This is a genomic window from Bacillus sp. S71 (genome assembly GCF_016625265.1).
Taxonomy (GTDB): Bacteria; Bacillota; Bacilli; order Bacillales; family Bacillaceae_G; genus Bacillus_A; species Bacillus_A cereus.
Window position 1 is genome coordinate 104,388 of the sequence record NZ_JACVUW010000004.1, and the last position, 25,470, is coordinate 129,857.

Sequence of the window (25,470 nt, forward strand, 5' to 3'; positions counted from 1 at the left end):
CATTGCTAATGGTAAATAGAAGAGTATAGCAAATTGAAATGGACAAGTGGAGTGTTACGTTAAATTCAAAAAACAGATTTTCATGAGTAGAATTTTATCATTGTATGCTTTACTTGTTTTTTAGTAGTATTATTCTGCTTGAAAAAAGATAAACAATGGAACAAATGAAACTTGTATCTTGTCTATATATTGAAACCATAATAAAAGTGAGGGCAGTTTTTATGTTTATTCAAATAAGTTTGAGGTGTGGAAATGGAACAGACGTTTATTGAAAAGTGTAATCATGATGAGCTGGACTATGTTATAAAAGACTATTGGCAAGATGTATGGAATTATTCATTTATTATTACGAAAGATCCACACTTATCAGATGATATCACGCAAGATGTATTTATAAAGGTGTTTAAAAATTGGAATTCATTTCGAAAGGAGTCATCTATTAAAACGTGGATATTAAAAATCACAAGAAATACGGCAATAAACTATTTGAAATCCTCTTATTTTAAAAGGATATCTTTAATAGGATTTTTTAGTGACGATAAGCAATCCCTGTCAGCAGAACAAGAATTTTTTAACCAAGAAGAAATGAATGATGTGTGGAAGGTTGTATTAAAACTACCTAAAAAGCACCGTGAAATAATTATATTGGACGCAAAATATGAATTATCTTATGAAGAAATGGCTGAAACATTAGGAGTATCCATTGGAACTGTAAAATCGAGATTAAGTAGAGCAAGAAGTAAGGTTTCAAAATTAATAGGGGAGGGTAGTAGTGATGAACAATAAACAAAATCCTGACTGGTATAGAAAGATAAAAAAAGGCCCAATGGAGAATCGTAAAGATGAAGAAGAATTTATTTCTAAAATAAAGCAGTCTATATACGAAAATAATGAAGTGGATTTTGTAAAACATAAAAGACCATTTCGTAAAAAAGCATTACCTATTGTAGTTGTTTTAGTTTGTACAATGTTATTTTTCATTGTTCAACAACCTTGGCTTGATGATAATAAATCACCAGTACAAAGTAGTACTCAAATTAAGCCTAAAACAAAAGATGAGTCTGCTCAAGATCCATCATTAAAACAATTTATGAATGAACTATATCAAAGTACGAACTCAAAAAATGAAAATGACCTGTACAAAGCGTTAAATGATGAAGTTCTATTTAAAGGGAAGAGTTATAAAAAGGATGAACTGAAGTTTGATGAAGATATTTTTCATGAGTTGCAAGTCGCTCTTACAATGGGGGGAGAGTTTGCAAATGATACAAAAAAAGTATACAAAGTACCAAGTGGATTGACAGAAAGTAACCAACCAAAGCAAGCGCATTTTATATATGCAACGGTTACTGGAAATAAAACGAAAATTTTAGCTGAACCAAAACGAGAATCACAAGTGTTATATGAAGTATCTAATGAAATGGTAAAAGCTTGGATTCCAGAAAAAGTGCAAAATGATGGATATATAAAAATATCGACAATTAATGGCAATACTGGATACGTACAAAAAGAGTATATTTTAACTGATATTAAGTATTCATTTATGTTCGAAAAAAATGAAAATGGTGAATGGAAAATAATAAATATAGATTCTATTTGGTAAAAGAGGAAGGTTCACTTTAATGAACCTTCCTCTTTGTTTTTATTCTCTTTTTGAAGTGTATGCCAAGACTCTAAAATTTCTGATGTAACGAGAGCAGCGATGTTTTTTTCTGAATTACTACCAGGAATAACGACAGAAACGGCAATTTGTGGATCTTCAGTAGGAGCATAAGCAATGAAAAGAGAATGATTTATCATTCTTTCTTGCTCATTTGGAAAACCTGTAATACCTGTTTTACCTGCGACGTCAAAGGGCAACTTTTTAATTTCCTCTATATTTTGACTCATTCCACCTTGCACGACACTCCAAAAGTTCATCGGGTAACGATTTGAACTTTCTAAAATGGGTTTAAACTTTTTTGTTTCCTTACCATCTTGACCAATAATGGCACTTACGATTTGAGGTTTATATTTATCACCTTTACTTGCCAATGTTGCTGCATATTGAGCGAGTTGAAGAGGAGTATGCACTTCATTTCCTCCCCAAGAGGCATTTAATAAAGCGGAAATCCCATTTTCAAATTTATTAGATGGATGGAATTCATATTGTCCGTCTTCTTCAAAGGGCAAATCAATCCCGGTTTTAGAACGTAGGCCGAATTGCATTAAATAATCTGTCCATATATGTGCTACTTTTTCTATATTTCCATTATTTTGGTTGAATAAGGGCAGAGCTACTTTTGCTGTCATAAATGTGTTAGATGAATTAATGATAGCCTGCCTCGGTGTAATCTCACCTGTTGGTGTTCCAGGTGCATTCGTAATGTTATTTTGACTATCATACTGAAAAGTACCTTTATCTAAATAAGTATCTTCGGGTTGAAAAAGTTTTTCGTTTAATCCAATTAAAATAGTGAGTGGTTTTATAGTAGAAGCCATATTTACATAAGATTCACCATACTTTAATTTTTGAATTGCTTTATTTTGCGAAAGAGAGTTAATGTTTTCTTTTCTAGAAGATACACGTGTATTTAATATATTTGGATCAAAAACTGCCGTGTTGGCCATAGTTAAAATTGCGCCAGTTTTTGCATCGCTTACTACAGCATAACCAGCTTTAGCATCAGGTGTTTTCTTAATTTGAGATCTTAATGCTTCTTCTGCCTTTTGCTGCAACTCAGAGTCTAAAGCTAGCCGTACATCTTTACCTTTTTGTACTTTTTGAATATTCCATAAGAATTTTTTATTATTCAATTTAAAAATAAGAGTTTTACCTGGTTTTCCTTTTAAATCATTTTCATATTGCAGCTCAATCCCGCTTTTTCCAACAGCCTTATGCTTTGAATTAAGGCCATTTTCTACATACCCAATTACTTGTGAACCAATTTCTTGTTTAGGATAATATCGAATCCATTCATCTTTAATTATTACATTATTGGGTTTGTTTTTGTTTATGAATGCAAGTTCATTCTCAGTTATATCAGAGTATAACGGTATATCATTCATAGTCTGCTTTTTACAAGATTGTTGTAATTGAGATTTTAGGTTCTCTGTAGAAATATCATGTTGAAACTCGCTTGAAAATTGATTAAAAAAAGCTAATGTGTTTGATGTATCTTGTTTCGATAGCTTTTCGTCATTAGAAGTGCAATATAGAGACTTAACTTTCTTATTTGTAGCTAGTATTACACCATTTTGATCAAAAATCTTTCCTCTTTCAGCTGAAGAAGTTGCGATAGTAATTGAAATGAAGTTGATTTTTAATAAAATTAGTAAAATCAAACCTACGATAGAAAAAACCGCAAAAAATCTCCATCTTTTTATATGTAACATATAACCCTCCCTTATGTAGCCTATTTCATCTTATATTTAATTATTTTTTTTGTAAATGTGGAACAACTTTATTGTTTAGGTTGTCTATTAAGTATTACAGCATGAAGAAAGGAATAATTAGCATGAAAATTTACTAGCAAGTTTATATGTAAGTTTAATAAGAGTCATTATACAGTTTAGCACTTCTCATGCAAGTGGCAAAAAAATAGAGAGAAAACAGGAAGGGAGAGTTATTAATTCCGTAGCTAAACGAAAAGGAATGGTTGCTTACAAGGATGAAGCAAAAAATTGAGGCGATATTTATAACCGATTATCGGTATCTAATATATAAGGAATGCTTTTAGTATTTGTAGCAATTTCTGAAAGGATTAAATGGAGGATTTATGAAAGAACAAAAAGGCAAGAAGCAGAAGACATATATATCTATTCGATTAAATATAATGTTCCTTTGCATATTTGTACTATTCTCAGCTATTATTATGCAGCTAGGAAAGGTACAAATCGTTGAGGGAGAGGCTTATAAGAACCAAGTGGAAAGTAGTCAAAATGCAATAACTAGTATTCCAGTTCCACGTGGACAAATTTTAGATCGAGAAGGGAAAACAGTTGTTAATAATAAATCTCTTCGCACAATTACGTATACAAGGGTGAAGGGAATTACGAGTGAAGATATTTTAAAAACAGCAAAAGACTTGGCGAAAGTACTTGAAATGCCTGAACAAGATATAAATAAATTAACAGATATCGATAAAAAAGATTTTTGGATGCAGTTGAATTCGAAACGTGCGGAGACAAAGATTACTAAGAAAGATATAGAAAAGTTTAAAGAAAAGGGTATAGAGGGAAAAGAGTTAGATAAAAAAATAGAAGACTTAAGACGAGGTCGTGTTACAGAGGTAGAATTAGCAGAATTAACAGCACAAGATTTAAAGGTGTTAGCTATTAAAAGTAAAATGAGTTCAGGTTATCAACTAACACCACAAATCATTAAAAAAGATGTAACAGATGAAGAGTATGCGCGGATAAGCGAAAATCTTGCGAATTTTCCAGGAGTAGATGCAACTGTTGATTGGGAACGTAATTATGTAAACGGTAATTTATTTCGTTCTGTATTAGGGAATATTACGAGTAGTGAAGAAGGATTACCGAAAGAAAATTTAGATTCTTATTTAGTACGTGGATATAACCGTAATGATCGTGTTGGAAAAAGTTATATTGAACAACGATATGAAGATGTATTACACGGCACAAAAGAAGAGGTGAAAAATATTACTGATAAATCAGGAAACATTGTTAGCACAGAAATAATCTCTAAAGGAAAAAGTGGTAATAGTTTAACATTAACGATTGATATGGAATTACAAAAGAAAGTGGAAGAAAGTATAGAGAAAAACTTGAGAGCTTTTAAGAGTTCAGAGCCACTGCTCGATCGAGCTTTTGTTGTCATGACGAATCCAAATAACGGACAAATTTTATCAATGGCAGGCAAAAAGATTGTAGAAAAAGAAGGGAAAATAGAGGTTGACGATTTGGCATTAGGAAACATGACAACTTCGTATGAGCTAGGGTCAGCTGTAAAAGGTGCTACTTTATTAACTGGATATGAGACAGGCGCAATACATCTAGGAGATCAATTTTATGACGCGCCGATGAAATTTAAAGGTACACAAGCTAAGAAATCGTGGAATGTATCCGGATTTGGTAATATTAATGATTTACGGGCTTTACAAGTATCTTCGAATGTATACATGTTCCAGACAGCTTTAAAAATTGCGGGAGTTAATTACGTACCAAATGGCTCATTGGATATTAAACAAGGAGCATTTGATACGATGCGCTATTATTTCAAGCAATTTGGTTTAGGTGTCCCAACAGGTATTGATTTACCGAATGAAATAATTGGACAAACGAGAAAAGTAGATAGTCAACCTGGATTTTTACTAGATTTTTCTATCGGTCAGTATGATACGTATACGCCGTTGCAATTAGCGCAATATATTTCAACGATTGCGAATGGTGGTTATAGAATGCAACCTCAAATTGTACAAGAAATACGAGAACAATCAATAAAAGAAGAGGTTGGCAAAGTTATACGTTCCATAGAGCCTGTCGTATTAAATCGAATTGATATGAAGAAAGAACATATTGATCGGATAAAAGAAGGGTTTAGATGGGTATTCCAAGAAGGTGATGGAACTGGCGTGAAATATTTCAAAAACGCGCCATATAAACCAGCAGGAAAGACAGGAACAGCCCAAACTGTATATGGTGGAGATGACCCGATTGGTAGAAATGCAAAAGGAGAACGTATGGAATGTTACAACTTAACGTTAGTTGGATATGCCCCATATGATAATCCAGAAGTAGCATTTTCCGTAGTAGTTCCATGGCTTCATGATGATAAAAATGGAATTAATTCTATAATCGGAAAGGAAGTATTAGATGTATACTTTGATTTAAAACAGCAACGTATACATGGTGAAGCTACTAGTACAGGTAGTTCTAAGCAAAATTAGAGTACTTTTCTCAGGGAAAGACCCTGTTCATATAAAGCCATTTATAAGTAAAAAAATGAAATATGAAATAGGAGATAGAGGCGTCGTAGCTACTATCTCTTATTTTGTTAATAACTCTCATACTAGCTATAATTTTTTTAGTTTATGGAACAAATTTGGTTCGGTGATTGTCTATTATGTGTACGTATAAAAAGGTGCTAAAAATTTGGAAGGAATGATGATTTTGAAAAATAAGAGGATGCTAAAAATAGGAATATGCGTTGGTATATTAGGTTTAAGTATTACAAGCCTAGAAGCTTTTACAGGAGGAGCACTGCAAGTTGAAGCGAAAGAAAAGACTGGACAAGTGAAACATAAAAATCAGGCGACGCATAAAGAGTTCTCTCAACTTGAGAAAAAATTTGATGCTCGGGTAGGTGTATATGCGATTGATACTGGTACAAATCAAACAATTTCTTATCGATCTAACGAAAGATTTGCCTTCGCATCAACCTACAAGGCTTTAGCAGCAGGAGTATTACTACAGCAAAACTCAATTGATACATTAAATGAAGTAATCACATTTACGAAAGAAGACTTAGTGGATTATTCACCTGTTACAGAGAAACATGTAGATACTGGAATGAAACTAGGAGAAATTGCTGAGGCTGCTGTTCGTTCAAGTGATAATACTGCAGGGAACATTTTATTTAATAAAATAGGCGGACCTAAAGGATATGAAAAAGCGCTTAGAAAGATGGGGGATCGGGTTACTATGTCTGATCGCTTTGAAACAGAATTAAACGAAGCTATTCCAGGAGACATTCGTGACACTAGTACAGCGAAAGCAATTGCTACGAATCTTAAAGCTTTTACGGTCGGAAATGCACTTCCAGCTGAAAAACGTAAAATTCTTACAGAGTGGATGAAAGGAAATGCTACAGGGGACAAACTTATTCGTGCAGGCGTACCAACTGACTGGGTAGTTGGAGATAAATCAGGTGCGGGCAGTTACGGGACAAGAAATGATATTGCTATCGTTTGGCCTCCAAATAGAGCACCAATTATCATCGCAATTTTATCTAGTAAAGATGAGAAAGAGGCTACCTATGATAATCAACTCATTGCAGAGGCAACGGAAGTTATAGTTAAGGCTCTTAAGTAATAATCTTTCAATTCTTTATGTAATATAATTAAAAATAAGAACTTGGAAAGCGATTCTTTTTAATGTGAAAAGAATCGCTTTTTTATAAGCATGTAAACTATTTATACCTATGTATTATAAAGATATAATTAATGTAGAAAAGAGGGTGAATAGTTATGGAGAATGACAATCAAGTCTTTTGGAGAACAGATTGTCTTGTTTTGAGAAGGTTTAGTATGGATGACACTAACTACTTTCATTTTTATCATTCTAATCCAGAAGTGGCTAAATTTCAGTCATGGGTTAATTATCAATATCATGAGGCTAAAACGTTTGTAAATGAACAAGTTAAAAATAATCCTAATCTACCAGGTACTTGGTTCCAGTTCGCAATTGCTTTAACTGAAAATAACAAAATAATTGGAGATTGTGCACTTCACACACTTGTAAATGAACCTCGCATCGTAGAAATCGGATTTACTCTTTCTCCAGAATATCAGGGAAAAGGCTATGCAACTGAAGCTGTTTGTGCCTTATTGAGTTACATATTTCATTCATTAGGAAAACATAAGGTGATTGCATTTTCGGACGTTCGAAATAATAAGTCTATTTCTGTACTAGAACGAGTGGGGATGAGGAGAGAAGGTCATTTATTGCAGAATTACATGCTAAAAGGCCAGTGGATTGATGAATATCAATATTCAATATTGAAGTCTGAATGGAAGGACGCTACATAATTATAAAATTTAGAAACAATGAAGGAACTTATTCATGAAATTGATGAAAATGCCTTTGTCAATGTATATGATGTTGCGGAAGTACAAGGCGGAAACTTTAAAAAGCATGATATCCATTAAGGGTATTAACTAACTTAAATATTTTATACATAGTTGATTATTGAAAAAGATAAAAACCTCACCACATATAGATAGACAACTGATATGTACTAAGTTGTATAACTGCAAGGTACATAGAACTAAAACTAAGATATTCATACGAACTCAAAAAGCTGAAATTCCTTAACTTGGGAATTTCGGCTTTAATGTTATATGATAGAGTTACGATTAGAACAGAACCGGGCATGTTTACTTCAACAGAGTGATATAAGTTCTTCAGTTCCTAAAATTAGAAACTTGTACTTGATTATCGTAGTTAAATCGATTTCACTTTAAAAGAGAACCGTTAGATAAAAAGAATAATCTATTGAAATGTTTTTGAGAATTGTAGTATTGATGAAGATTTTAGGAGGGAATATGAGCAAGAAGATTAAAAGAAGTATATTACTTATTGCTACATTAGTAGGTTGTAGTATCTTTTTATTTTTACAGAACAATTTAATAAGTATAACTGAGGTTAAAATAACCTCTAGTAAAATACCATCCTCTTTTAAAGGGTATAAAATTCTACAAATTTCAGACTTACACAATAAAAAATTTGGCGATAATCAAGATGTGTTAATTCAAAAAATAAAAAGTATAGACCCAGATATTATTGCGATTACGGGTGATTTAATTGACAGTAAATCATACGATGCAGAAGTTAGTATGCAATTAATACGAGAAATTGTAAAGAAATATCCTGTATATTTTGTGACAGGAAACCATGAACAATGGTCTGGAAAGTATAACAATTTAGAAAAAGAGTTGAAGAAATATGATGTCAATGTTTTAAGGAATGAACATGTAGGCATTCGAAGGGGTGAGCAAGAAATAAACTTGCTAGGTATTGATGATCCAGAGTTTGTTACTGGAAACCGTGATGAAGGAAATATTATAATAGATGAAATTAAAAAAGCGAAAATTGAAATGCAGCCAGATAAATATAATGTATTATTATCCCATCGGCCTGAATTTATAAAGGAATATACGAATGAGAGGTTGGATTTGGTTTTATCGGGACATGCTCATGGAGGGCAAGTTAGATTGCCATTTATCGGAGGATTAGTTGCGCCAAATCAAGGTGTTTTACCTAAATATACAGCGGGTTTATATGTAGAACAAAATACATCAATGGTAGTGAGTAGAGGATTAGGAAATAGTATCATTCCGCAAAGGATTTTGAATAGGCCAGAAATTGTAGTCGTGCAGCTAAATTAAGCTGTACGATTTTTTTTATACAAAAATGAGTAAAGGGGCTTTCTGTATTTTGCAGGAGTAAACATTACAATTTTGTTAAAAATTTTCTACGTTACATAAAGTAACAAAATTTGACCCTCAGTGTTTGTTATAGTGTAAATAATCAAAAAGCTTAAAATTTGTCGAGTGAAAATTGTGATAAGTAATTCATATAAAAAACTTAAAGGGGTGTACACATGCATAAAGAATATGAAATTGAAGAATACACGGCGATTGAGGAACAAATCCATTATTATTGTAAATGTTTATTAGTAAGTCATCCTGATCAAATAATAAAGTATTTAGAAAAAAGGTTAGAAAAATATGCAGAAACATTACAATATGCACATTTATATCCTGACACAGTTATTTTACCGTTACAGCAATTAGTTATTGAATATTCTTTAGACGTTGCTAGAATTCGGAAGTATATGAATTTAAAAACGTAAAGTGAAATTTATAGTTTAAATGAAACAGAGTCGACTTTAGGAAATGAAATTCTAATGTCGACTCTGTTTCATTGTTTAATATCGGTGATTGAACATACATACTAATCAACGAAGTTTGACATATAATTAAGCAAGAGTAAAATAAAAGTGAGTACTCACTCATTTTTATTGGAAAAGGAGGATGAAACGTGCAACAACCTTCAATTATTTTACGGACTGTATCAAAAAGTTTTGGAAAAAAAGAAGTGTTACACAATCTTTCATTGCAAGTTGAAAAAGCAGAGATTTTTGGTTTTGTTGGACCTTCTGGATCAGGGAAAACAACGCTCATTAAAATGATTGCAGGTATTAATGAGGCAACGAAAGGTGAAGTGCTTGTTAATAATACTAATATGCCTAATTTAAATGAAATGAAACGAATTGGTTATATGGCCCAGGCGGATGCATTATATGAAGAATTGTCAGCATATGAAAATGCAGATTTTATAGCAACGATGTATGGATTAAAGGGAAAAAGTAAAAAGACAAGAATTGCAGAGGTTTTTGAACTTGTACAATTGTCACAGTATATGAAAAAGCAAGTACAACAATTTTCAGGTGGAATGAAAAAACGCTTATCATTAGCAATAGCACTCCTCCATGAACCAGAAATATTAATTTTAGATGAGCCTACAGTGGGGATAGATCCGCTTCTTAGGAAAACGATTTGGGAAAAATTTTATGATCTTAAAAAGAAAGGCACAACGATTATTGTAACGACGCACATTATGGATGAAGCTGAATTTTGTGAGCGTCTAGGATTAATTAGAGAAGGGAAACTAGTTGCGGTTGGAACAACTGAAGAATTGAAAAAACGCGTGTCATCTGGACGGATTGAAGATGTCTTTTTGTTGGAAGAGGTGGTGTCATCATGAGAGTTACTGGTGTAATCATTCGTATTATTCGCCAATTTTTTCGAGATAAGCGCTCGTTAGCGATGATGTTTGGGGCACCAATGTTATTACTTTGGCTATTATCGCTAGTGTTTACACAAAAAGACTATATACCGCAAATTGCTGTTGTTGATATGCCCGCTCAAATAGTAAAAGTGATGAAAAATCAAGAAGCGTCAATTTATGAATACAGTAAAGAAAACGCGATTTCTGAGTTAGAAAAACAAAAGGTAGATGCAATACTTCGAATAGAGAATGGAAAAATGAAACTTCTGTTGGAAGGTAGTGATTCGTCAAAAAATCGTGCTGTACTTCAAGTATTGCAAAAAAGCACAGAGAAGAATGATGTATCGATTATGAAACCTGAAGTAAATTTTTTACATGGCTCTAAAGACTTTACGATGTTTGATGGGCTTGGTCCTGTATTAATTGGTTTCTTTACATTTTTCTTTGTATTTATATTATCAGGTGTATCCTTCGTAAGAGAACGTTTAAGTGGTACGCTAGAAAGGTTATTATCCACCCCAGTAAGAAGATGGGAAATAGTCGCAGGTTATATTATTGGTTTTGGAATCTTTGCCTTTATACAATCCATTATTATCGTAAGTTTTTCCGTTTATATTTTAGATTTATATGTAGCTGGCTCTATATGGCTAACGCTACTTATTACATGTATGCTCTCTTTAACTGCACTAACATTAGGTACGTTTTTATCGGCATACGCAAATAATGAATTTCAAATGATTCAATTTATACCGCTTGTTATTGTGCCACAAATCTTCTTTTCTGGATTGTTTCCAATGGAATCTATGAACAAGTGGCTACAAATGTTAGGGAAATTATTTCCGCTCACATACGGCGCTGACGCAATGAGACAAGTGATGATTCGGAATCAAGGGTTTACAGAGATTGCATTAGATCTTACTGTATTATTACTTTTTTCAATATTATTTGCAGTAGGAAATGTATTTGCTTTAAAGAAACATCGCAAAATATAATAATGACAAAAAGGAGCTTTATAAATGCAGAAGGATTGGCTGGAGGAATTAATAGCTGCAACTAATACGGATAAACGAAATGAACGTCAAATGCGAATATTAGAGGCGGCTGTTGATATGTTTGGAGAAAAAGGATACGCTTCAACTTCAACAAGTGAAATTGCAAAACGGGCTGGTGTAGCGGAAGGAACAATCTTCCGCTACTATAAGACGAAAAAAGATTTATTACTAGCGGTCGTAATGCCAACTTTAACTAAGTTCGCTGCACCATTTTTTGTACAAACCTTTGCAAAAGAAATATTTAAATCGGAGTATGAATCATACGAAGGACTTTTAAGGGTTGTAATTCATAATAGGTTTAAATTTGCTCAAAAACACTTTCCTATGATAAAAATATTAATTCAAGAGGTGCCATTCCAAACAGAACTAAAAAATGAAATACAGCAATTAGTAGAAACAGAACTGTTTTCACATTTCAAAAAGTTGATTGTGAAATTTCAAGAAGAAGGGGAAATTATTGAGATACCACCATCTTCCGTACTACGTCTTACTTTATCAGCTGTATTAGGTTTACTCTTAACAAGATTTTTATTATTGCCTGAAGAAAAATGGGATGATGAAATGGAAATTGAAAATACGATTCAATTTATATTGTATGGATTAACTCCACGAATTTAATCGTCGAAGTGTGAATTACATACATTACTTTTAAGTAAAAATAAATCGCCTTTAAAAAGGCGATTTATTTTCATTATATATTTTTGATAAATAAGTACTTGTTTACTAAAAATATTCTAAATCAGCGTGTTTCTTTGTCTCTTTTTCTAAGACCTAATAATCCTGCTAGTCCTAATAAACCAAGCCAAGCCCAATTATTATTTTTATCACGATTATCATTTAAATCATTTGTTGTATTTACATTTCGAGTTCTTACATCATTATTAACTCTGTCTAAGTTATTGTCATTTACTCGAGTTGAAATATCAGTGTTATTAACTCTATTCATATTATTTCCATCGTATTCAGCTTGCGTAGATGTACCTAAAAACATAATAGATAGTGCTAAAACACTTAAAATAGATGATAATTTCTTTTTCATAACAATCCCTCCTTTCTTAATCATTAATTTCTCCGAAGCATGTGTGTATTATTCATTTCACAATATCTAAACCCTCATTAATAGGGCGCACATTTATAGAAAATAGAGTTGAATGATTGTTAATATATCATTGGATATATATTTCTCATAAAAATAAATGAATCAAACTTTGCTTAAAATGTTAATCTTAGTACAATTTATATTATACGGGCTAGCACTAAGGAGGTAATGAGATGCGACAATTTGCAAAACCAACAATCGTCGTAAGTAAATGTTTAGAATTTGATGCTTGTCGTTATAATGGAGAGATGATTCCAGATGTAACAATACGAAATTTGCAGCCATTTGTTACATTTATACCTGTTTGTCCAGAAGTCGAGATTGGATTGGGGACTCCTCGTGAAACGATACGAATTGTAGAAGAAAATGGTGAGAATAGACTTGTGCAACCGTCGACACGAGAAGATGTAACTGAAAAAATGGAGCAGTTTTCAAATGACTTTTTACAAACGATATCGGATGTGGATGGTTTTATTTTAAAGAATCGTTCACCAAGTTGTGGTACGCGTGATGTGAAAATTTATTCTGGTTTTGAAAAAGCGCCAGCAAAGGGAAAAGGATCGGGCTTATTTGGCGGAGCAGTAGTAAAAAAATTTTCGCATCTTCCTATAGAAGAGGAAGGTAGATTGTCGAATTTTATTATTAGAGAGCATTTCTTTACAAGGCTATTTACAATCGCATATTACAAAATGATTAAACATAATAAAAATATAAAAGACCTTGTATCGTTTCAGTCGGACAATAAATATTTATTTATGGCATATAATCAGGTGAAACAAAAGGAATTAGGGCGTATAATTGCAAATCAAAAAAATGAAAAGATTGAAGTGGTATTTGAAAACTATGAGAAGACTTTATATGAATTATTTATGCGTACGCCCCGTTATACATCGAATGTAAATGTATGCGAGCACATTTTTGGATATTTTAAAACAAAGTTAAAAAAACAAGAAAAAGATCATTTTATAGAACTGTTACAAAAGTATGCAGAAAAGAAAATACCACTTAGTAGTTTACTTACAATTTTAAAATCATGGGCTATTCGATTTGATGAAAAGTATTTATTAAGACAAACATATTTCGAACCATACCCTGAAGCATTAGTAGAAATTTCTGATTCCGGAAAAGGTAGAGATTATTAAACAATAAATTACATAATTCGACACAAAACCTCCTATGTTGTTGTAGAACAATGTAGGAATTTTTTTGTGCATTAGTACAGAATCTGTTTTAAAATTAAGTTATGACAGAATTGTAGCAATTGTCTAACTAATATTCTTGTCTTTTAAGTTGTTATGTTTGTAGTAGAAACTCGCACGCTGTCGAAACTCAATATTCGATAAGGGGTGTGTAGCGGAATGGAATTTACTCTAACTCGCGAAAAACAAATGATTAAAGAAATGGTACGTGACTTTGCTGAAAAGGAAATCGCACCGAAAGCTGTATATTATGACAAAACTGCAGAGTTTCCATATGAAACATTTCAAAAAATGGGCGAACTAGGATTATTAGGCATCCCATTCCCAGAAGAGTATGGAGGTTCAGGTGGCGATACGGTATCGTATGCGTTAGCAGTTGAAGAAATTGGTCGCGCTTGTGGTGGCACCGGTTTAAGCTATGCTGCAACAATTTCATTAGGTGCTTCTCCAATTTATTATTTCGGTACAGAAGAACAAAAACAAAAGTATTTAGTTCCAATGGCGTCAGGTAAAACATTAGGTGCCTTCGGATTAACGGAGCCGAATGCTGGATCTGATGCAGGTGGCACTCAAACGAAAGCGGTATTAGATGGTGATGAGTATGTAATCAGTGGTGAGAAGTGTTGGATTACAAACGCAGAGTATGCAAATACAATTATTGTAACCGCTGTCAACGGTATTGAAGAGAATGGTAGAAAACGTATTTCTGCATTTATCGTGCCTACTACGAGTGAAGGATTAACGATTTCAAGTCCTTACGATAAGATGGGTGTTCGCGCTTCTAATACTTGTGAAATCGTACTTGATGGTGTTCGTGTACCGAAAGAAAATATTCTTGGTGATGTAAATAAAGGCTTTAAACAATTTTTATATACACTTGATGGAGGGCGTATTTCAATCGCTGCATTGGCAGTTGGTATTGCGCAATCAGCCTTTGAACGTGCATTACAATATGCGAAAGAACGTCAACAATTTGGAAAGTCAATCTCTAATTTCCAAGCGATTCAATTTAAATTAGCTGATATGGCGACTGAAGTAGAGCTAGCACGCAATTTAGTACATAAAGCAGCTTGGTTAAAAGATAACGATAAACCTTTCGGCAAAGAAGCGGCAATGGCAAAACTATTTGCATCGGAAGCAGCAAGCCGTATTGCGAATCAAGCAGTACAGATTCATGGTGGATATGGTTATATGCGTGAATATGAAGTTGAACGACATATTCGTGATGCGAAACTATTAGAAATTGGTGAAGGAACTTCTGAAATTCAACGTCTCGTAATTGCTAGACATTTAGGATGTAGATAAAAGGGAGGAATCACTATGTTTCAAAAAATATTAATTGCGAATCGCGGGGAAATTGCTGTTCGTATTATGAAAACTTGTCAAAAACTTGGCATACGCACTGTTGCTATTTATTCTGAAGCAGATGAAAATGCCCTTCATGTGAAGATGGCAAATGAAGCTTACTTAGTAGGTGGACCGCGTGTTCAAGAAAGTTATTTAAACCTTGAAAAAATTATTGAAATAGCTAAGAAGACAAATGCAGAAGCGATTCATCCGGGTTATGGTTTATTATCAGAGAATCCGTCTTTTCCGGTTCGTTGCAAAGAAGAAGGAATCGTATTTATCGGTCCTTCAGAAGAAATCATTACGAAGATGGGAAGTAAAATCGAATCACGTATCGCAATGCAAGCAGCAGATGTCCCAGTAGTCCCAGGTATTACTACAAATATTGAAACTGCTGAAGAAGCAATTGAAATTGCAAAACAAATTGGTTATCCCTTAATGCTTAAGGCATCCGCAGGCGGCGGAGGCATTGGTATGCAGTTGATGGAAACTGAGCAAACGCTCACCAAAGCGTTTGAAAGTAATAAAACAAGAGCGCAAAACTTCTTTGGTAACGGAGAAATGTATTTAGAGCGATATATAGCAGATGCGCATCATATTGAAATTCAGCTTTTAGCAGATACACATGGTAACACAGTGTATTTATGGGAGCGTGAATGTTCGGTACAGCGCCGAAATCAAAAAGTAATCGAAGAAGCACCTTCACCATTTTTAGATGAAGGTACACGAAAGGCGATGGGAGAAGTTGCTGTACAAGCTGCCAAAGCACTTGGCTATACAAATGCAGGTACAGTTGAGTTTCTTGTAGATGATCAGAAGAACTTCTATTTCTTAGAGATGAATACGAGATTACAAGTAGAGCATCCAGTGACAGAAGAAATTACGGGATTAGACCTTGTAGAACAGCAACTCCTTATCGCAAGTGGAGAGAAACTATCATTTACTCAGGATGATGTAAAACGTAGTGGTCATGCCATTGAAGCTCGTATTTATGCAGAGGATCCGAAAACATTCTTCCCATCACCTGGGAAAATTACAGATTTAACATTACCGTCAAATGTACGGATTGATCACTTCTTAGAAAATCATGTAACGATTACACCTTTCTATGATCCAATGATTGCGAAAGTCATTGCACATGGCGAGACTCGTGAAGAAGCAATTTCGAAATTACATGATGCTCTAGAAGAATTAAAAGTAGAAGGTATTAAAACGAACACGCCAATGCTACTGCAAGTTTTGGAAGACGAAGTGTTCAAAGAGGGTATTTATACAACGGGTTTTGTAACGAAACAACTCGTTAAAAAATAAGATTTAACAATATTAAGGGGGAAAAAATGATGACGAAAGTATACGCATCGATGGCAGGAAACGTTTGGAAGATTGTTGTAGGAGTAGGAGATACAGTAGAGGAAGAGCAGGATGTCGTCATTTTGGAATCTATGAAAATGGAAATTCCAATCATTTCAGAAGAAGCTGGCACAGTTATGAAAATTAATGTGCAAGAAGGCGATTTTGTAAATGAAGGAGATGTATTATTAGAAATTGAATAGGGAGATATAGGGGGAAGCGAATTGAAACTACCTAATTTTGCTGTCATTAAAGAAGTCGGGCCACGTGATGGCTTACAAAATGAAAAAAAGATTGTTGGCACAAAAGATAAAGTAAAATGGATTCAACTACTTACAGAAGCAGGATTGTCGTATGTTGAAGTTTCCTCATTCGTTCACCCAAAATGGGTCCCTGCATTAGCAGATGCAAATGATGTATTTTCTGAGCTGAAAAGGGATCCAAATGTTACATATGCTGCGCTTGTTCCGAATCAAAATGGTTTGGAACGAGCTTTTTTGCAAAATGTAGATGAGGTGAATGTTTTTTTATCAGCAAGTGAATCTCATAATAAAAGTAATATTAATAAATCGATTAAAGAAGCATTAGTTGTAATTGAAGATATAACAAAACAGGCATTATTCGAAGGGAAAAAGGTAAGAGGCTATGTTTCTACTGTATTTGGATGTCCTTATGAAGGGGATATAAGTCACGCAGCAGTTGACGAATTATGTAATCAACTATTTTCATACGGCATTTATGAAGTTTCTCTTGGGGATACAATCGGTGTAGCGAATCCATTACAAGTAGAACAAGTATTAGAACATCTATTAAAGAAGTATGATGCTTCGCAGTTTGCAATGCATTTTCATAATACGTATGGAATGGCTCTAGCGAATGTAGTTAAATCATTAGAATACGGTATTACAACGTTTGATAGTTCTTGTGGTGGACTCGGGGGCTGCCCTTATGCACCAGGAGCATCAGGTAATGTTGCTACTGATGACCTAGTACATATGCTCCATAAATTAGGAGTTCAAACGAATATAGACGAAGAAAAGTTATTGCGAGCTAGTCAATTTATTCAAAGTAAGCTAAATATCCAATTACCGAGTCATGTGTATAGAGCGCTTCAACATAAAACGATAAGTAGGTGAGAAGATGCTACAATTACAAAACATTTCCGTTGATTACGTAACACCTCACGTAGTAAAGATTTCGTTAAATCGTGCAAGACAAGCAAACTCATTATCTTTAGCATTATTAGATGAATTACAAACTATATTAACTCAAATAAGTGAAGATTCAAACGCGCGTGTAGTTATTTTGACTGGTGCTGGTGAAAAAGCATTTTGTGCTGGTGCAGATTTAAAAGAGCGTGCCGATATGAATGAAGAACAAGTTCGCCATGCTGTTAGTATGATTCGCACTACTATGGAGATGGTTGAACAATTACCACAGCCAGTTATTGCTGCTATAAATGGAATCGCACTTGGTGGTGGTACGGAATTAAGTTTAGCTTGTGATTTTAGAATTGCTGCTGAATGTGCAAGTCTTGGTCTTACTGAAACGACACTTGCAATTATACCAGGAGCAGGTGGTACACAGCGCTTACCGAGATTAATTGGAGTTGGTAGAGCGAAAGAATTAATTTATACAGGTAGACGTATTTCAGCGCAAGAAGCAAAAGAATATGGTTTAGTAGAATTTGTTGTACCAGCTAATTTACTTGAAGAGAAAGCGATTGAAATAGCAGAGAAAATTGCTAGTAATGGACCTATTGCTGTTCGATTAGCAAAAGAAGCGATTTCAAACGGTATTCAAGTTGATTTACATACCGGATTACAAATGGAAAAACAAGCGTATGAAGGTGTAATCCATACGAAAGATAGATTAGAAGGATTACAAGCATTCAAGGAAAAACGCACACCAACGTATAAGGGGGAGTAAATATGTTAGATCAAAAACAACAATCAAATAAATTTGAAGAACGAGTTGAAACGATTAAACAAGGCGGCGCACCAAAATATCATGAACAAAATAAAGCAAAAGGAAAATTATTTGTTCGAGATCGTTTAGCGCTTCTATTTGATAATGGCGAATATGTAGAAGATGCATTATTTGCTAACTGTGAACAAACAGGCTTACCTGCGGACGGCGTTGTAACGGCAACGGGTAAAATACATGGTCGTACTGCATGTGTAATGGCCAATGATTCTACTGTAAAAGCTGGATCGTGGGGATCACGCACAGTTGAAAAGATTTTACGTATTCAAGAAACAGCTGAAAAACTACGTGTTCCGTTATTTTATTTAGTCGACTCTGCTGGAGCACGTATTACAGATCAAGTAGAAATGTTCCCAGGGCGCCGTGGTGCAGGAAGAATCTTCTATAATCAAGTGAAATTATCAGGTAAAGTTCCTCAAGTATGCTTATTATTTGGACCTTCTGCAGCTGGTGGTGCCTATATTCCAGCCTTTTGCGACGTTGTAATGATGGTAGAAGGAAATGCATCTATGTATTTAGGATCTCCTCGTATGGCTGAGATGGTTATCGGTGAGAAGGTAACTTTAGAAGAGATGGGCGGAGCTCGTATGCATTGCTCTGTATCAGGATGCGGAGATGTTTTATGCAAGACAGAAGAAGATGCGATTACACAAGCAAGACAATACATTTCATATTTTCCAAATAACTACTTAGAAAAGACTCCATTGGTTACACCTCAAGAACCGAAACAATTCGATAAAACGTTAGAACAAATCATTCCAGAAAATCAAAATGCTCCTTTCAATATGAAAGATCTCATTAATAGAGTTATTGATGAAGGTTCATTCTATGAAGTAAAAAAATTATTTGCTCAAGAGCTAATTACAGGCTTAGCACGTATTGATGGTAAGCCAGTTGGTATTATTGCAAATCAGCCGCGTATGAAGGGCGGCGTATTATTCCATGATTCAGCTGATAAAGCTGCTAAGTTTATTAATTTATGCGACGCATATCATATTCCATTATTATTCCTTGCGGATGTACCAGGATTTATGATCGGTACAAAAGTAGAGCGTGCTGGTATTATTCGCCACGGTGCAAAAATGATTTCTGCAATGAGTGAAGCAACTGTACCGAAGATTTCTATCGTTGTTCGTAAAGCATATGGTGCTGGTTTATATGCAATGGCAGGTCCAGCATTTGAACCAGATTGCTGCCTGGCATTACCGACAGCCTCTATTGCGGTAATGGGTCCAGAAGCTGCGGTCAATGCTGTATATGCAAATAAAATTGCAGCTTTACCAGAAGGAGAGCGTGCTAGCTTTATTGCTGAAAAACGTGAAGAGTATAAGAAAGATATTGATATATACCATTTAGCATCAGAGATGGTGATTGATGGTATTGTTCATCCAAACAATTTACGTGAAGAGTTAAAAGGACGTTTCGAAATGTATATGAGTAAATATCAAGTATTCACGGATCGTAAACATCCTGTATATCCAGTTTAAAAGCCCTATTTAGGGCTTTCTTGCTCAAAAAGTTAAGGAGGGGAAAACATTGAAACAAGCAGTTTGGTTTCCAACAGAAGAGTACAAGGAAAAAACACGTTTATATAGTTGGATGAAATCATTGGGATATGAAGACTATGAAACTTTTTATAATAAATCTATTGAGGAAACAGCTTGGCTTTGGGGAGAGGCAGAAAAAGCAGTTGGCTATCAATGGATGAAACCTTATACAGAAGTGTTAGATTTAGAAAATGGTACACCGTTTGCACAGTGGTATAATGGCGGAACATGTAACGTTGTAGAATCGGCTTTATCCCGCTGGCTTGCGGATGAAGAGACGAGAATACAGCCAGCACTTCAGTACGAAGGGGAAAATGGAACTTCAAAATCATTTACATATGAAGAGCTTGACAACTGGGTAAGCCGTGTTGCCAATGGTTTGAAACACGCGGGTATTGAGAAAGGTGACCGTGTAACAATTTATATGCCGATGATTCCAGAAACAGTTGTTGCGATGCTAGCTGTAATGAAAATCGGAGCAATTATTTCACCAATATTCTCAGGCTTTGCGTCTGATGCAGTTATGACACGTGTGCAAGCGGCAGGTTCAAAAATGATTATTACCGCAGATGGATTTTCACGCCGCGGTAAAATTGTTTCTTTAAAAGATGAAGTAGATAAAGCTTGTGAACATTGCCCAACTGTTGAAAAAGTTGTTATCGTTCGTCATGCAGGAAATGATTTTACACCACATAACTATGACTTTTCGTGGAGTACGCTAGAAAAAGAAAAACCATTCATACATGCCGAGGAAATGCAAAGTGATGATCCATTAATGCTCATTTATACATCAGGAACGACTGGTAAGCCGAAAGGAACAGTACACACGCATGCAGGATTTCCTTTGAAAGCAGCTTTTGATGCAGGATTTGGAATGAATATTAAACAAGGTGATCGTGTATTATGGGTAACTGATATGGGCTGGATGATGGGGCCGTTTCTATTATTCGGTTCACTCATTAATGGAGCAACGATGGTTATGTACGAAGGTGTTCCAGACTTCCCAGAAGCAGACCGGTTATGGGAGACAGTTGATAAATATGAAATTACTCATCTAGGTATTTCGCCAACGTTAATCCGAGCATTAATGGCAAAAGGTGATGAGTATGTCAATAAACATTCTTTAAAGAGTTTGGAAGTATTCGCATCAACAGGAGAACCTTGGAATCCTGATCCATGGATGTGGCTGTTTGAAACAGTTGGAAAAGGAAATGTTCCAATCTGTAACTACTCAGGTGGAACTGAAATCTCTGGTGGGATTTTCGGTAATGTTCTTATTAAGCCAATCGCACCGATTAGTTTTAACGCATCTTTACCAGGAATGGCAGCTGTCGTACTGGATGATCAAGGTAAACCAATTCGAGATGAAGTCGGAGAATTATGCTTAGAGAAACCTTGGGTAGGTATGACGAAAAGCTTCTGGGAAGATGATGAACGTTACGTGAACACATATTGGTCGCGTTTTGAAAATAAATGGGTCCACGGTGACTGGGTCATTTACGATGGTGAACAATATATCATCACAGGGCGTTCAGACGATACGTTAAATATTGCAGGTAAACGTATTGGACCTGCTGAATATGAATCTATTCTTGTGAAACATAATGATGTAATCGAAGCTGCTGCAATTGGTGTACCTGACGAAGTGAAAGGTGAAGTTTGTCATTGCTTTGCTGTATTACGAGAAGGGGTAATATTTACAGAAGATTTAAAGAAAGAATTAATGAGTTTAGTAAACTCTCATATTGGAAAAGCGTTGTGTCCTAAAGACATCCACGTTGTAGAAGATTTACCGAAAACACGTAATTCTAAAGTAATGCGCCGTGTTATTAAAGCAGCTTACTTAGGAAAAGAATTAGGTGATTTATCATCGCTTGTAAATCCTGAAGTAGTTCCGTTTATTCAGGGGTTACAGTCTAGTAAATTATAAAGTTAGCAAGGAGTTCTATATAAATAGAGCTCCTTTTTTATGTTTATAAAAAGAAAAGAAGTGAATTTGATGAAGAAGAAAAATTTTACTATTAGTGTTAAGTATGTTTTTTAGTTTTAATCAAAACACGATATTATGGAATGTCTATTCAATGGAGAAATACTAATTTACAACAACAAGGTGATGACAAAGCGTGACTGCTTATATGTCTGTTTAAACCTTTACGTGTTAATATATAAAAAGCTGACTATAAGCAGTCAGCTTTTTATATATTACATTCTAGTATTTGCCGGGCAGTAATGCCCCCATCTAAAAATTCAGCAAAAGCAAGGAAGTAGGTGAGGGATCAACTTTCCGGAAAATCCCGATTGGTTCCAAAAGACATATTCTTTCCTTTACGTTGACATTAAAAATATTACCAATTTTTTCTTTTACAATGGCAACAAATAAAGAAACATTTACAATGACACTTATTTCGTTTAGAACTCCAATTATCATCACGATGACACTTTTCTTTAGATTTCCACCAATCATCATTACAATGTTTTTCCTGAGAACTCCAATCGTCATCACAATGACACTTTTCTTTAGATTTCCACCAATCATCATTACAATGCTTTTTCTGAGAACTCCAATCATCATCACAATGATGCTTTTCTTTAGATTTCCACCAATCATCACAACAATGCTTTTTCTGAGAACTCCAGCAATCATTTTTCCAGGACATTTATTTCTACCTCCTTTCAATAGTGTTCATATTATTCTATGTTTTAATAAAAAAATGGCTTGTTTATTAACCTACTATTTTATCTTTATATGATAGAGTGTTTTCTACTCAATATAGAGTTTATATAAAATATGCAAATTTTTAAGAGATAGTGGATATAGTATTTTTCAATAAACGTTTGTTGAAGAAAATGTTCTGATTACAAATAATATCTTATTTTCGAGTACGCTTTTTAAATGTATATTTCACAATGAAAAATGGGGAATCCATAAATAAAGTCTATGTATATGTGAGTTAATGGGAAATCTAGTGTGTTTTTAAGGGGTATCTTATTTAAAAGAAAAAAGGTTTGTTTTAGAAAGTGGTGTCTAAACATTAAATGGAGTAGGATTAAATTCACGGCCGCTCATTAAAAAGCTTTTAATTAGGAGAAGTCTGTTTTTATAATGAAAAGAAAGTTTGGTACAATTGTTTGTTTTTTTCTTTTTATGTGTTTGCCTCGTACCCTTTTAAGCTAGTGGACATACTTTACTAATAGAAAGGATTAGGGGGTGAGGTATTGGGTTCTCGATTTAATAATTGTAAAAAGAAGTGTACATGTAAACAAGATGATTGTTGGGAAGTATTCGAAGAGTGTAAAAAAGAACAGCATGAGAAATGTGATAATTCTTGTGTACAAGGAATTAGAGATGAACTTAAGAAATTAATTAATCGAACAGTTCAAATTAATACAGAGGGACGTACTTATGTAGGTACTGTTTCGTCTGTAAGTTGTGATGTAGTTAGGCTTGCGGCTATTCCTGGATCGGTTGGAGTAATTATTTCTATTTGTAAAATTGAAGCAATTTTCCCACCTGTTACAACGGTTACTGCTGACTTTGATTTTAATGGTATTGATGTAGCAAACAAAGCATAATTATGCTGCTTTTTTGTAAAGCCATTCACATGAATGGCTTTATTTTAATTTCATATAAAAGGAGAATATATTCTTTATATAGAAATAAGTTTGAGGTTATAAAGTATGATGTACGAAAGGAGCATGGAAGTGATTAAACTAAAAACCTTTAAAAAATCTGATTTTAAACAATTAATAAATTGGATTAATTCCGAAGAATTTCTAATACAATGGTCAGGAAATGCATTCACATTCCCTTTAGACGAACAGCAATTAGAGAAGTATATAGAAAGTGCAAATACACTCGCTTTCAAAGTGGTAGATGAAGAGACTTCAGACGTTATTGGTCATATTTCGCTTGGGCAAATAGATAATATTAATAAGTCCGCTAGAATTGGAAAAGTATTAGTTGGTAATACGAAGATGAGAGGACGTTCTATAGGAAAGCATATGATGAAAGCAGTACTTCATATTGCTTTTGACGAATTAAAACTACATAGAGTAACTCTTGGTGTGTATGATTTTAATACATCGGCCATTTCATGTTACGAAAAAATAGGGTTTGTAAAAGAAGGCTTATTAAGAGAGTCAAAAAGAGTAGGAGAAACGTATTGGAATTTATGGGAAATGAGTATGTTAGAATATGAATGGAAGAAGTAGCAACGATAGTAATTTATAATTATATTATGTTAACAAAGGGGCTTGGTGGGTATAGTGGATAATAAAACAAAAATAATTTCAATTGCAGCTGTTTCGGGGGGAGGTAAAACTACAATTACAGAAAGATTAAAGCATAAGTTTAAAAACTCAAAAGCTCTATATTTTGATAGTTATACATTTGATAACTCTCCTGCTGATATTTGTAAATGGATTGATGATGGGGCGAATTACAACGAGTGGGTATTAACACCATTAATTCATGATATTGAGCAACTTATACAAAATAATACATTAGACTATATTATTGTAGATTATCCTTTTGCATACTTAAATAGTGAGATGCGAAAATTCATTGATGTAACTATATTTATTGATACGCCTTTAGATATTGCGATGGCTAGAAGGATTTTGCGAGATTTTAAGAAAGGTACAATAGATGAAATACATAATGATTTGGAACATTACATGACATATGCGAGAAAAGCTTATTTAGAGGCAATTCATACTGTTAAGCCGAATTCAGATATCGTATTGGATGGTTCTTTATCTGTAAGTGAAATAATTAATCACGCTGTAGAGGAACTTGGTCGAAGAGAAGTGATTGTCAATGGTTAAATGTATAACAGATGCTGTTAGGTAGATAATTGAATTAAGGGAGAGATAAATGTGTACACTTTATTTCAATATAATTGGCAAGTTAGAGATGATTGGTTTAAGTGGTGTGAACAACTTTCAGAGGAAGAGTTACTTTGCAAACGTGTTGGTGGTGTTGGGGGTATTTTAGAAACATTATTTCATATTGTAGATGTAGAGTATAGTTGGATTAGTGCTCTTCAAGGAGAAGAAGATAGAGAACCGCAATTTAAAGATTATCAATCGATTCAAAAAGTGCAAGCGTTATCTGATTTATATAAACGAGAATTAAAAGCTTTTTTACAGTTGTGGTCATCTAGTCTAGAATATAAGATATTAAAGGCTTCGTGGACAGATAAAACATATACATATGGTGAAGTTTTAAGACATGTAATCGTACATGAAATCCATCATATTGGTCAGCTATCTATATGGGCGAGGGAGTTAAACTTGCAACCAGTTTCAGCAAATTTGATTGGACGAGGATGATAGAATTAAAAACCGACTTGCATCTCAAGCGCAAGTCGGTT

The 25,470-nt window shown here is 34.1% G+C and carries 25 protein-coding genes and 1 pseudogene; 23 read left to right on the forward strand and 3 right to left on the reverse strand.

What is annotated here, in order from left to right:
- The first annotated feature begins 252 nt into the window (after window positions 1-252).
- The gene (locus tag IBT51_RS10725) at window positions 253-786 is read left to right on the forward strand and encodes an RNA polymerase sigma factor (RefSeq protein ID WP_141544860.1); all 534 of its coding nucleotides are present in this window, start codon (window positions 253-255) and stop codon (window positions 784-786) included.
- The gene (locus tag IBT51_RS10730) at window positions 776-1,603 is read left to right on the forward strand and encodes an SH3 domain-containing protein (protein ID WP_088021967.1); all 828 of its coding nucleotides are present in this window, start codon (window positions 776-778) and stop codon (window positions 1,601-1,603) included. Before IBT51_RS10725 ends, IBT51_RS10730 begins: the two co-directional genes overlap by 11 nt.
- 11 nt (window positions 1,604-1,614) lie before the next feature.
- Here IBT51_RS10730 and IBT51_RS10735 read toward each other — a convergent pair whose 3' ends face one another.
- Entirely contained in the window at window positions 1,615-3,375 is a 1,761-nt protein-coding gene (locus IBT51_RS10735; RefSeq protein ID WP_200458344.1) for a peptidoglycan D,D-transpeptidase FtsI family protein, read from the reverse strand.
- Between the two features lie 383 nt (window positions 3,376-3,758).
- On the opposite strand from IBT51_RS10735, the gene IBT51_RS10740 reads away from it, so the two are divergent.
- From IBT51_RS10740 to IBT51_RS10780, 9 genes and pseudogenes are all read left to right on the forward strand, one after another.
- On the forward strand, window positions 3,759-5,891 hold the full coding sequence (locus tag IBT51_RS10740; RefSeq protein WP_200458343.1) for a peptidoglycan D,D-transpeptidase FtsI family protein: 2,133 nt from the start codon (window positions 3,759-3,761) through the stop codon (window positions 5,889-5,891).
- A 217-nt stretch (window positions 5,892-6,108) separates the two neighbouring features.
- Window positions 6,109-7,035 (forward strand): class A beta-lactamase Bla1, encoded by a 927-nt coding sequence (bla, locus tag IBT51_RS10745; protein WP_016512811.1) that lies wholly within the window; start codon window positions 6,109-6,111, stop codon window positions 7,033-7,035.
- Window positions 7,036-7,190: 155 nt separating this feature from the next.
- Window positions 7,191-7,751 carry a GNAT family N-acetyltransferase gene (locus IBT51_RS10750; RefSeq protein ID WP_200458342.1) on the forward strand — a complete coding sequence of 187 codons (561 nt, stop codon included), beginning with the start codon at window positions 7,191-7,193 and terminating at the stop codon, window positions 7,749-7,751.
- A gap of 18 nt (window positions 7,752-7,769) precedes the next feature.
- Window positions 7,770-7,871: pseudogene (locus tag IBT51_RS10755) on the forward strand (DUF2179 domain-containing protein); the annotation flags it as partial.
- A gap of 396 nt (window positions 7,872-8,267) precedes the next feature.
- Window positions 8,268-9,110, forward strand: a complete 843-nt coding sequence (locus IBT51_RS10760; RefSeq protein WP_200458341.1) for a metallophosphoesterase — start codon at window positions 8,268-8,270, stop codon at window positions 9,108-9,110.
- A gap of 215 nt (window positions 9,111-9,325) precedes the next feature.
- Window positions 9,326-9,577, forward strand: a complete 252-nt coding sequence (locus tag IBT51_RS10765; protein WP_000548621.1) for a hypothetical protein — start codon at window positions 9,326-9,328, stop codon at window positions 9,575-9,577.
- Between the two features lie 188 nt (window positions 9,578-9,765).
- Window positions 9,766-10,491 (forward strand): ABC transporter ATP-binding protein, encoded by a 726-nt coding sequence (locus IBT51_RS10770; RefSeq protein WP_001187075.1) that lies wholly within the window; start codon window positions 9,766-9,768, stop codon window positions 10,489-10,491.
- Complete coding sequence (locus IBT51_RS10775; protein WP_200458340.1) at window positions 10,488-11,507, forward strand: ABC transporter permease; 1,020 nt, start codon at window positions 10,488-10,490, stop codon at window positions 11,505-11,507. The genes IBT51_RS10770 and IBT51_RS10775 overlap by 4 nt, the downstream gene beginning before the upstream one ends.
- 24 nt (window positions 11,508-11,531) lie before the next feature.
- Window positions 11,532-12,185 (forward strand): TetR/AcrR family transcriptional regulator, encoded by a 654-nt coding sequence (locus IBT51_RS10780; protein ID WP_088021973.1) that lies wholly within the window; start codon window positions 11,532-11,534, stop codon window positions 12,183-12,185.
- A 121-nt stretch (window positions 12,186-12,306) separates the two neighbouring features.
- Here IBT51_RS10780 and IBT51_RS10785 read toward each other — a convergent pair whose 3' ends face one another.
- On the reverse strand, window positions 12,307-12,606 hold the full coding sequence (locus IBT51_RS10785) for a WGxxGxxG family protein (protein ID WP_000728156.1): 300 nt from the start codon (window positions 12,604-12,606) through the stop codon (window positions 12,307-12,309).
- Window positions 12,607-12,839: 233 nt separating this feature from the next.
- Here IBT51_RS10785 and IBT51_RS10790 point away from each other — a divergent pair, with 233 nt between their 5' ends.
- From IBT51_RS10790 to IBT51_RS10825, 8 genes are all read left to right on the forward strand, one after another.
- On the forward strand, window positions 12,840-13,808 hold the full coding sequence (locus IBT51_RS10790; RefSeq protein WP_088021974.1) for a YbgA family protein: 969 nt from the start codon (window positions 12,840-12,842) through the stop codon (window positions 13,806-13,808).
- Between the two features lie 216 nt (window positions 13,809-14,024).
- Complete coding sequence (locus IBT51_RS10795) at window positions 14,025-15,170, forward strand: acyl-CoA dehydrogenase (RefSeq protein WP_000397279.1); 1,146 nt, start codon at window positions 14,025-14,027, stop codon at window positions 15,168-15,170.
- A gap of 15 nt (window positions 15,171-15,185) precedes the next feature.
- Entirely contained in the window at window positions 15,186-16,523 is a 1,338-nt protein-coding gene (locus IBT51_RS10800) for an acetyl-CoA carboxylase biotin carboxylase subunit (protein WP_000486742.1), read from the forward strand.
- A gap of 26 nt (window positions 16,524-16,549) precedes the next feature.
- Window positions 16,550-16,765, forward strand: coding sequence for an acetyl-CoA carboxylase biotin carboxyl carrier protein subunit (locus IBT51_RS10805; RefSeq protein WP_001987345.1), 216 nt, complete (start codon window positions 16,550-16,552; stop codon window positions 16,763-16,765).
- A 21-nt stretch (window positions 16,766-16,786) separates the two neighbouring features.
- Entirely contained in the window at window positions 16,787-17,698 is a 912-nt protein-coding gene (gene mvaB, locus IBT51_RS10810) for a hydroxymethylglutaryl-CoA lyase (RefSeq protein ID WP_016081565.1), read from the forward strand.
- A gap of 4 nt (window positions 17,699-17,702) precedes the next feature.
- A complete protein-coding gene (locus IBT51_RS10815) occupies window positions 17,703-18,491 on the forward strand; it encodes an enoyl-CoA hydratase (protein ID WP_069355611.1) in 789 nt (262 codons plus the stop codon).
- Window positions 18,492-18,493: 2 nt separating this feature from the next.
- The gene (locus IBT51_RS10820) at window positions 18,494-20,035 is read left to right on the forward strand and encodes an acyl-CoA carboxylase subunit beta (RefSeq protein WP_200458339.1); all 1,542 of its coding nucleotides are present in this window, start codon (window positions 18,494-18,496) and stop codon (window positions 20,033-20,035) included.
- Between the two features lie 49 nt (window positions 20,036-20,084).
- Entirely contained in the window at window positions 20,085-22,025 is a 1,941-nt protein-coding gene (locus IBT51_RS10825) for an AMP-binding protein (RefSeq protein WP_000806506.1), read from the forward strand.
- A 309-nt stretch (window positions 22,026-22,334) separates the two neighbouring features.
- Here the strand turns inward: IBT51_RS10825 and IBT51_RS10830 are convergent, their stop codons facing one another.
- Window positions 22,335-22,739 carry a hypothetical protein gene (locus IBT51_RS10830; protein WP_088021976.1) on the reverse strand — a complete coding sequence of 135 codons (405 nt, stop codon included), beginning with the start codon at window positions 22,737-22,739 and terminating at the stop codon, window positions 22,335-22,337.
- 572 nt (window positions 22,740-23,311) lie between these two features.
- On the opposite strand from IBT51_RS10830, the gene IBT51_RS10835 reads away from it, so the two are divergent.
- The 4 genes from IBT51_RS10835 to IBT51_RS10850 all read left to right on the forward strand — a co-directional run bounded on the left by IBT51_RS10835 (window position 23,312) and on the right by IBT51_RS10850 (window position 25,429).
- The gene (locus IBT51_RS10835; protein ID WP_000535577.1) at window positions 23,312-23,668 is read left to right on the forward strand and encodes a hypothetical protein; all 357 of its coding nucleotides are present in this window, start codon (window positions 23,312-23,314) and stop codon (window positions 23,666-23,668) included.
- A 105-nt stretch (window positions 23,669-23,773) separates the two neighbouring features.
- A complete protein-coding gene (locus IBT51_RS10840) occupies window positions 23,774-24,307 on the forward strand; it encodes a GNAT family N-acetyltransferase (RefSeq protein WP_069355612.1) in 534 nt (177 codons plus the stop codon).
- A gap of 54 nt (window positions 24,308-24,361) precedes the next feature.
- The gene (locus tag IBT51_RS10845) at window positions 24,362-24,922 is read left to right on the forward strand and encodes a nucleoside/nucleotide kinase family protein (protein ID WP_200458338.1); all 561 of its coding nucleotides are present in this window, start codon (window positions 24,362-24,364) and stop codon (window positions 24,920-24,922) included.
- Between the two features lie 51 nt (window positions 24,923-24,973).
- Window positions 24,974-25,429 carry a DinB family protein gene (locus IBT51_RS10850; RefSeq protein ID WP_200458337.1) on the forward strand — a complete coding sequence of 152 codons (456 nt, stop codon included), beginning with the start codon at window positions 24,974-24,976 and terminating at the stop codon, window positions 25,427-25,429.
- Window positions 25,430-25,470 lie beyond the last annotated feature (41 nt).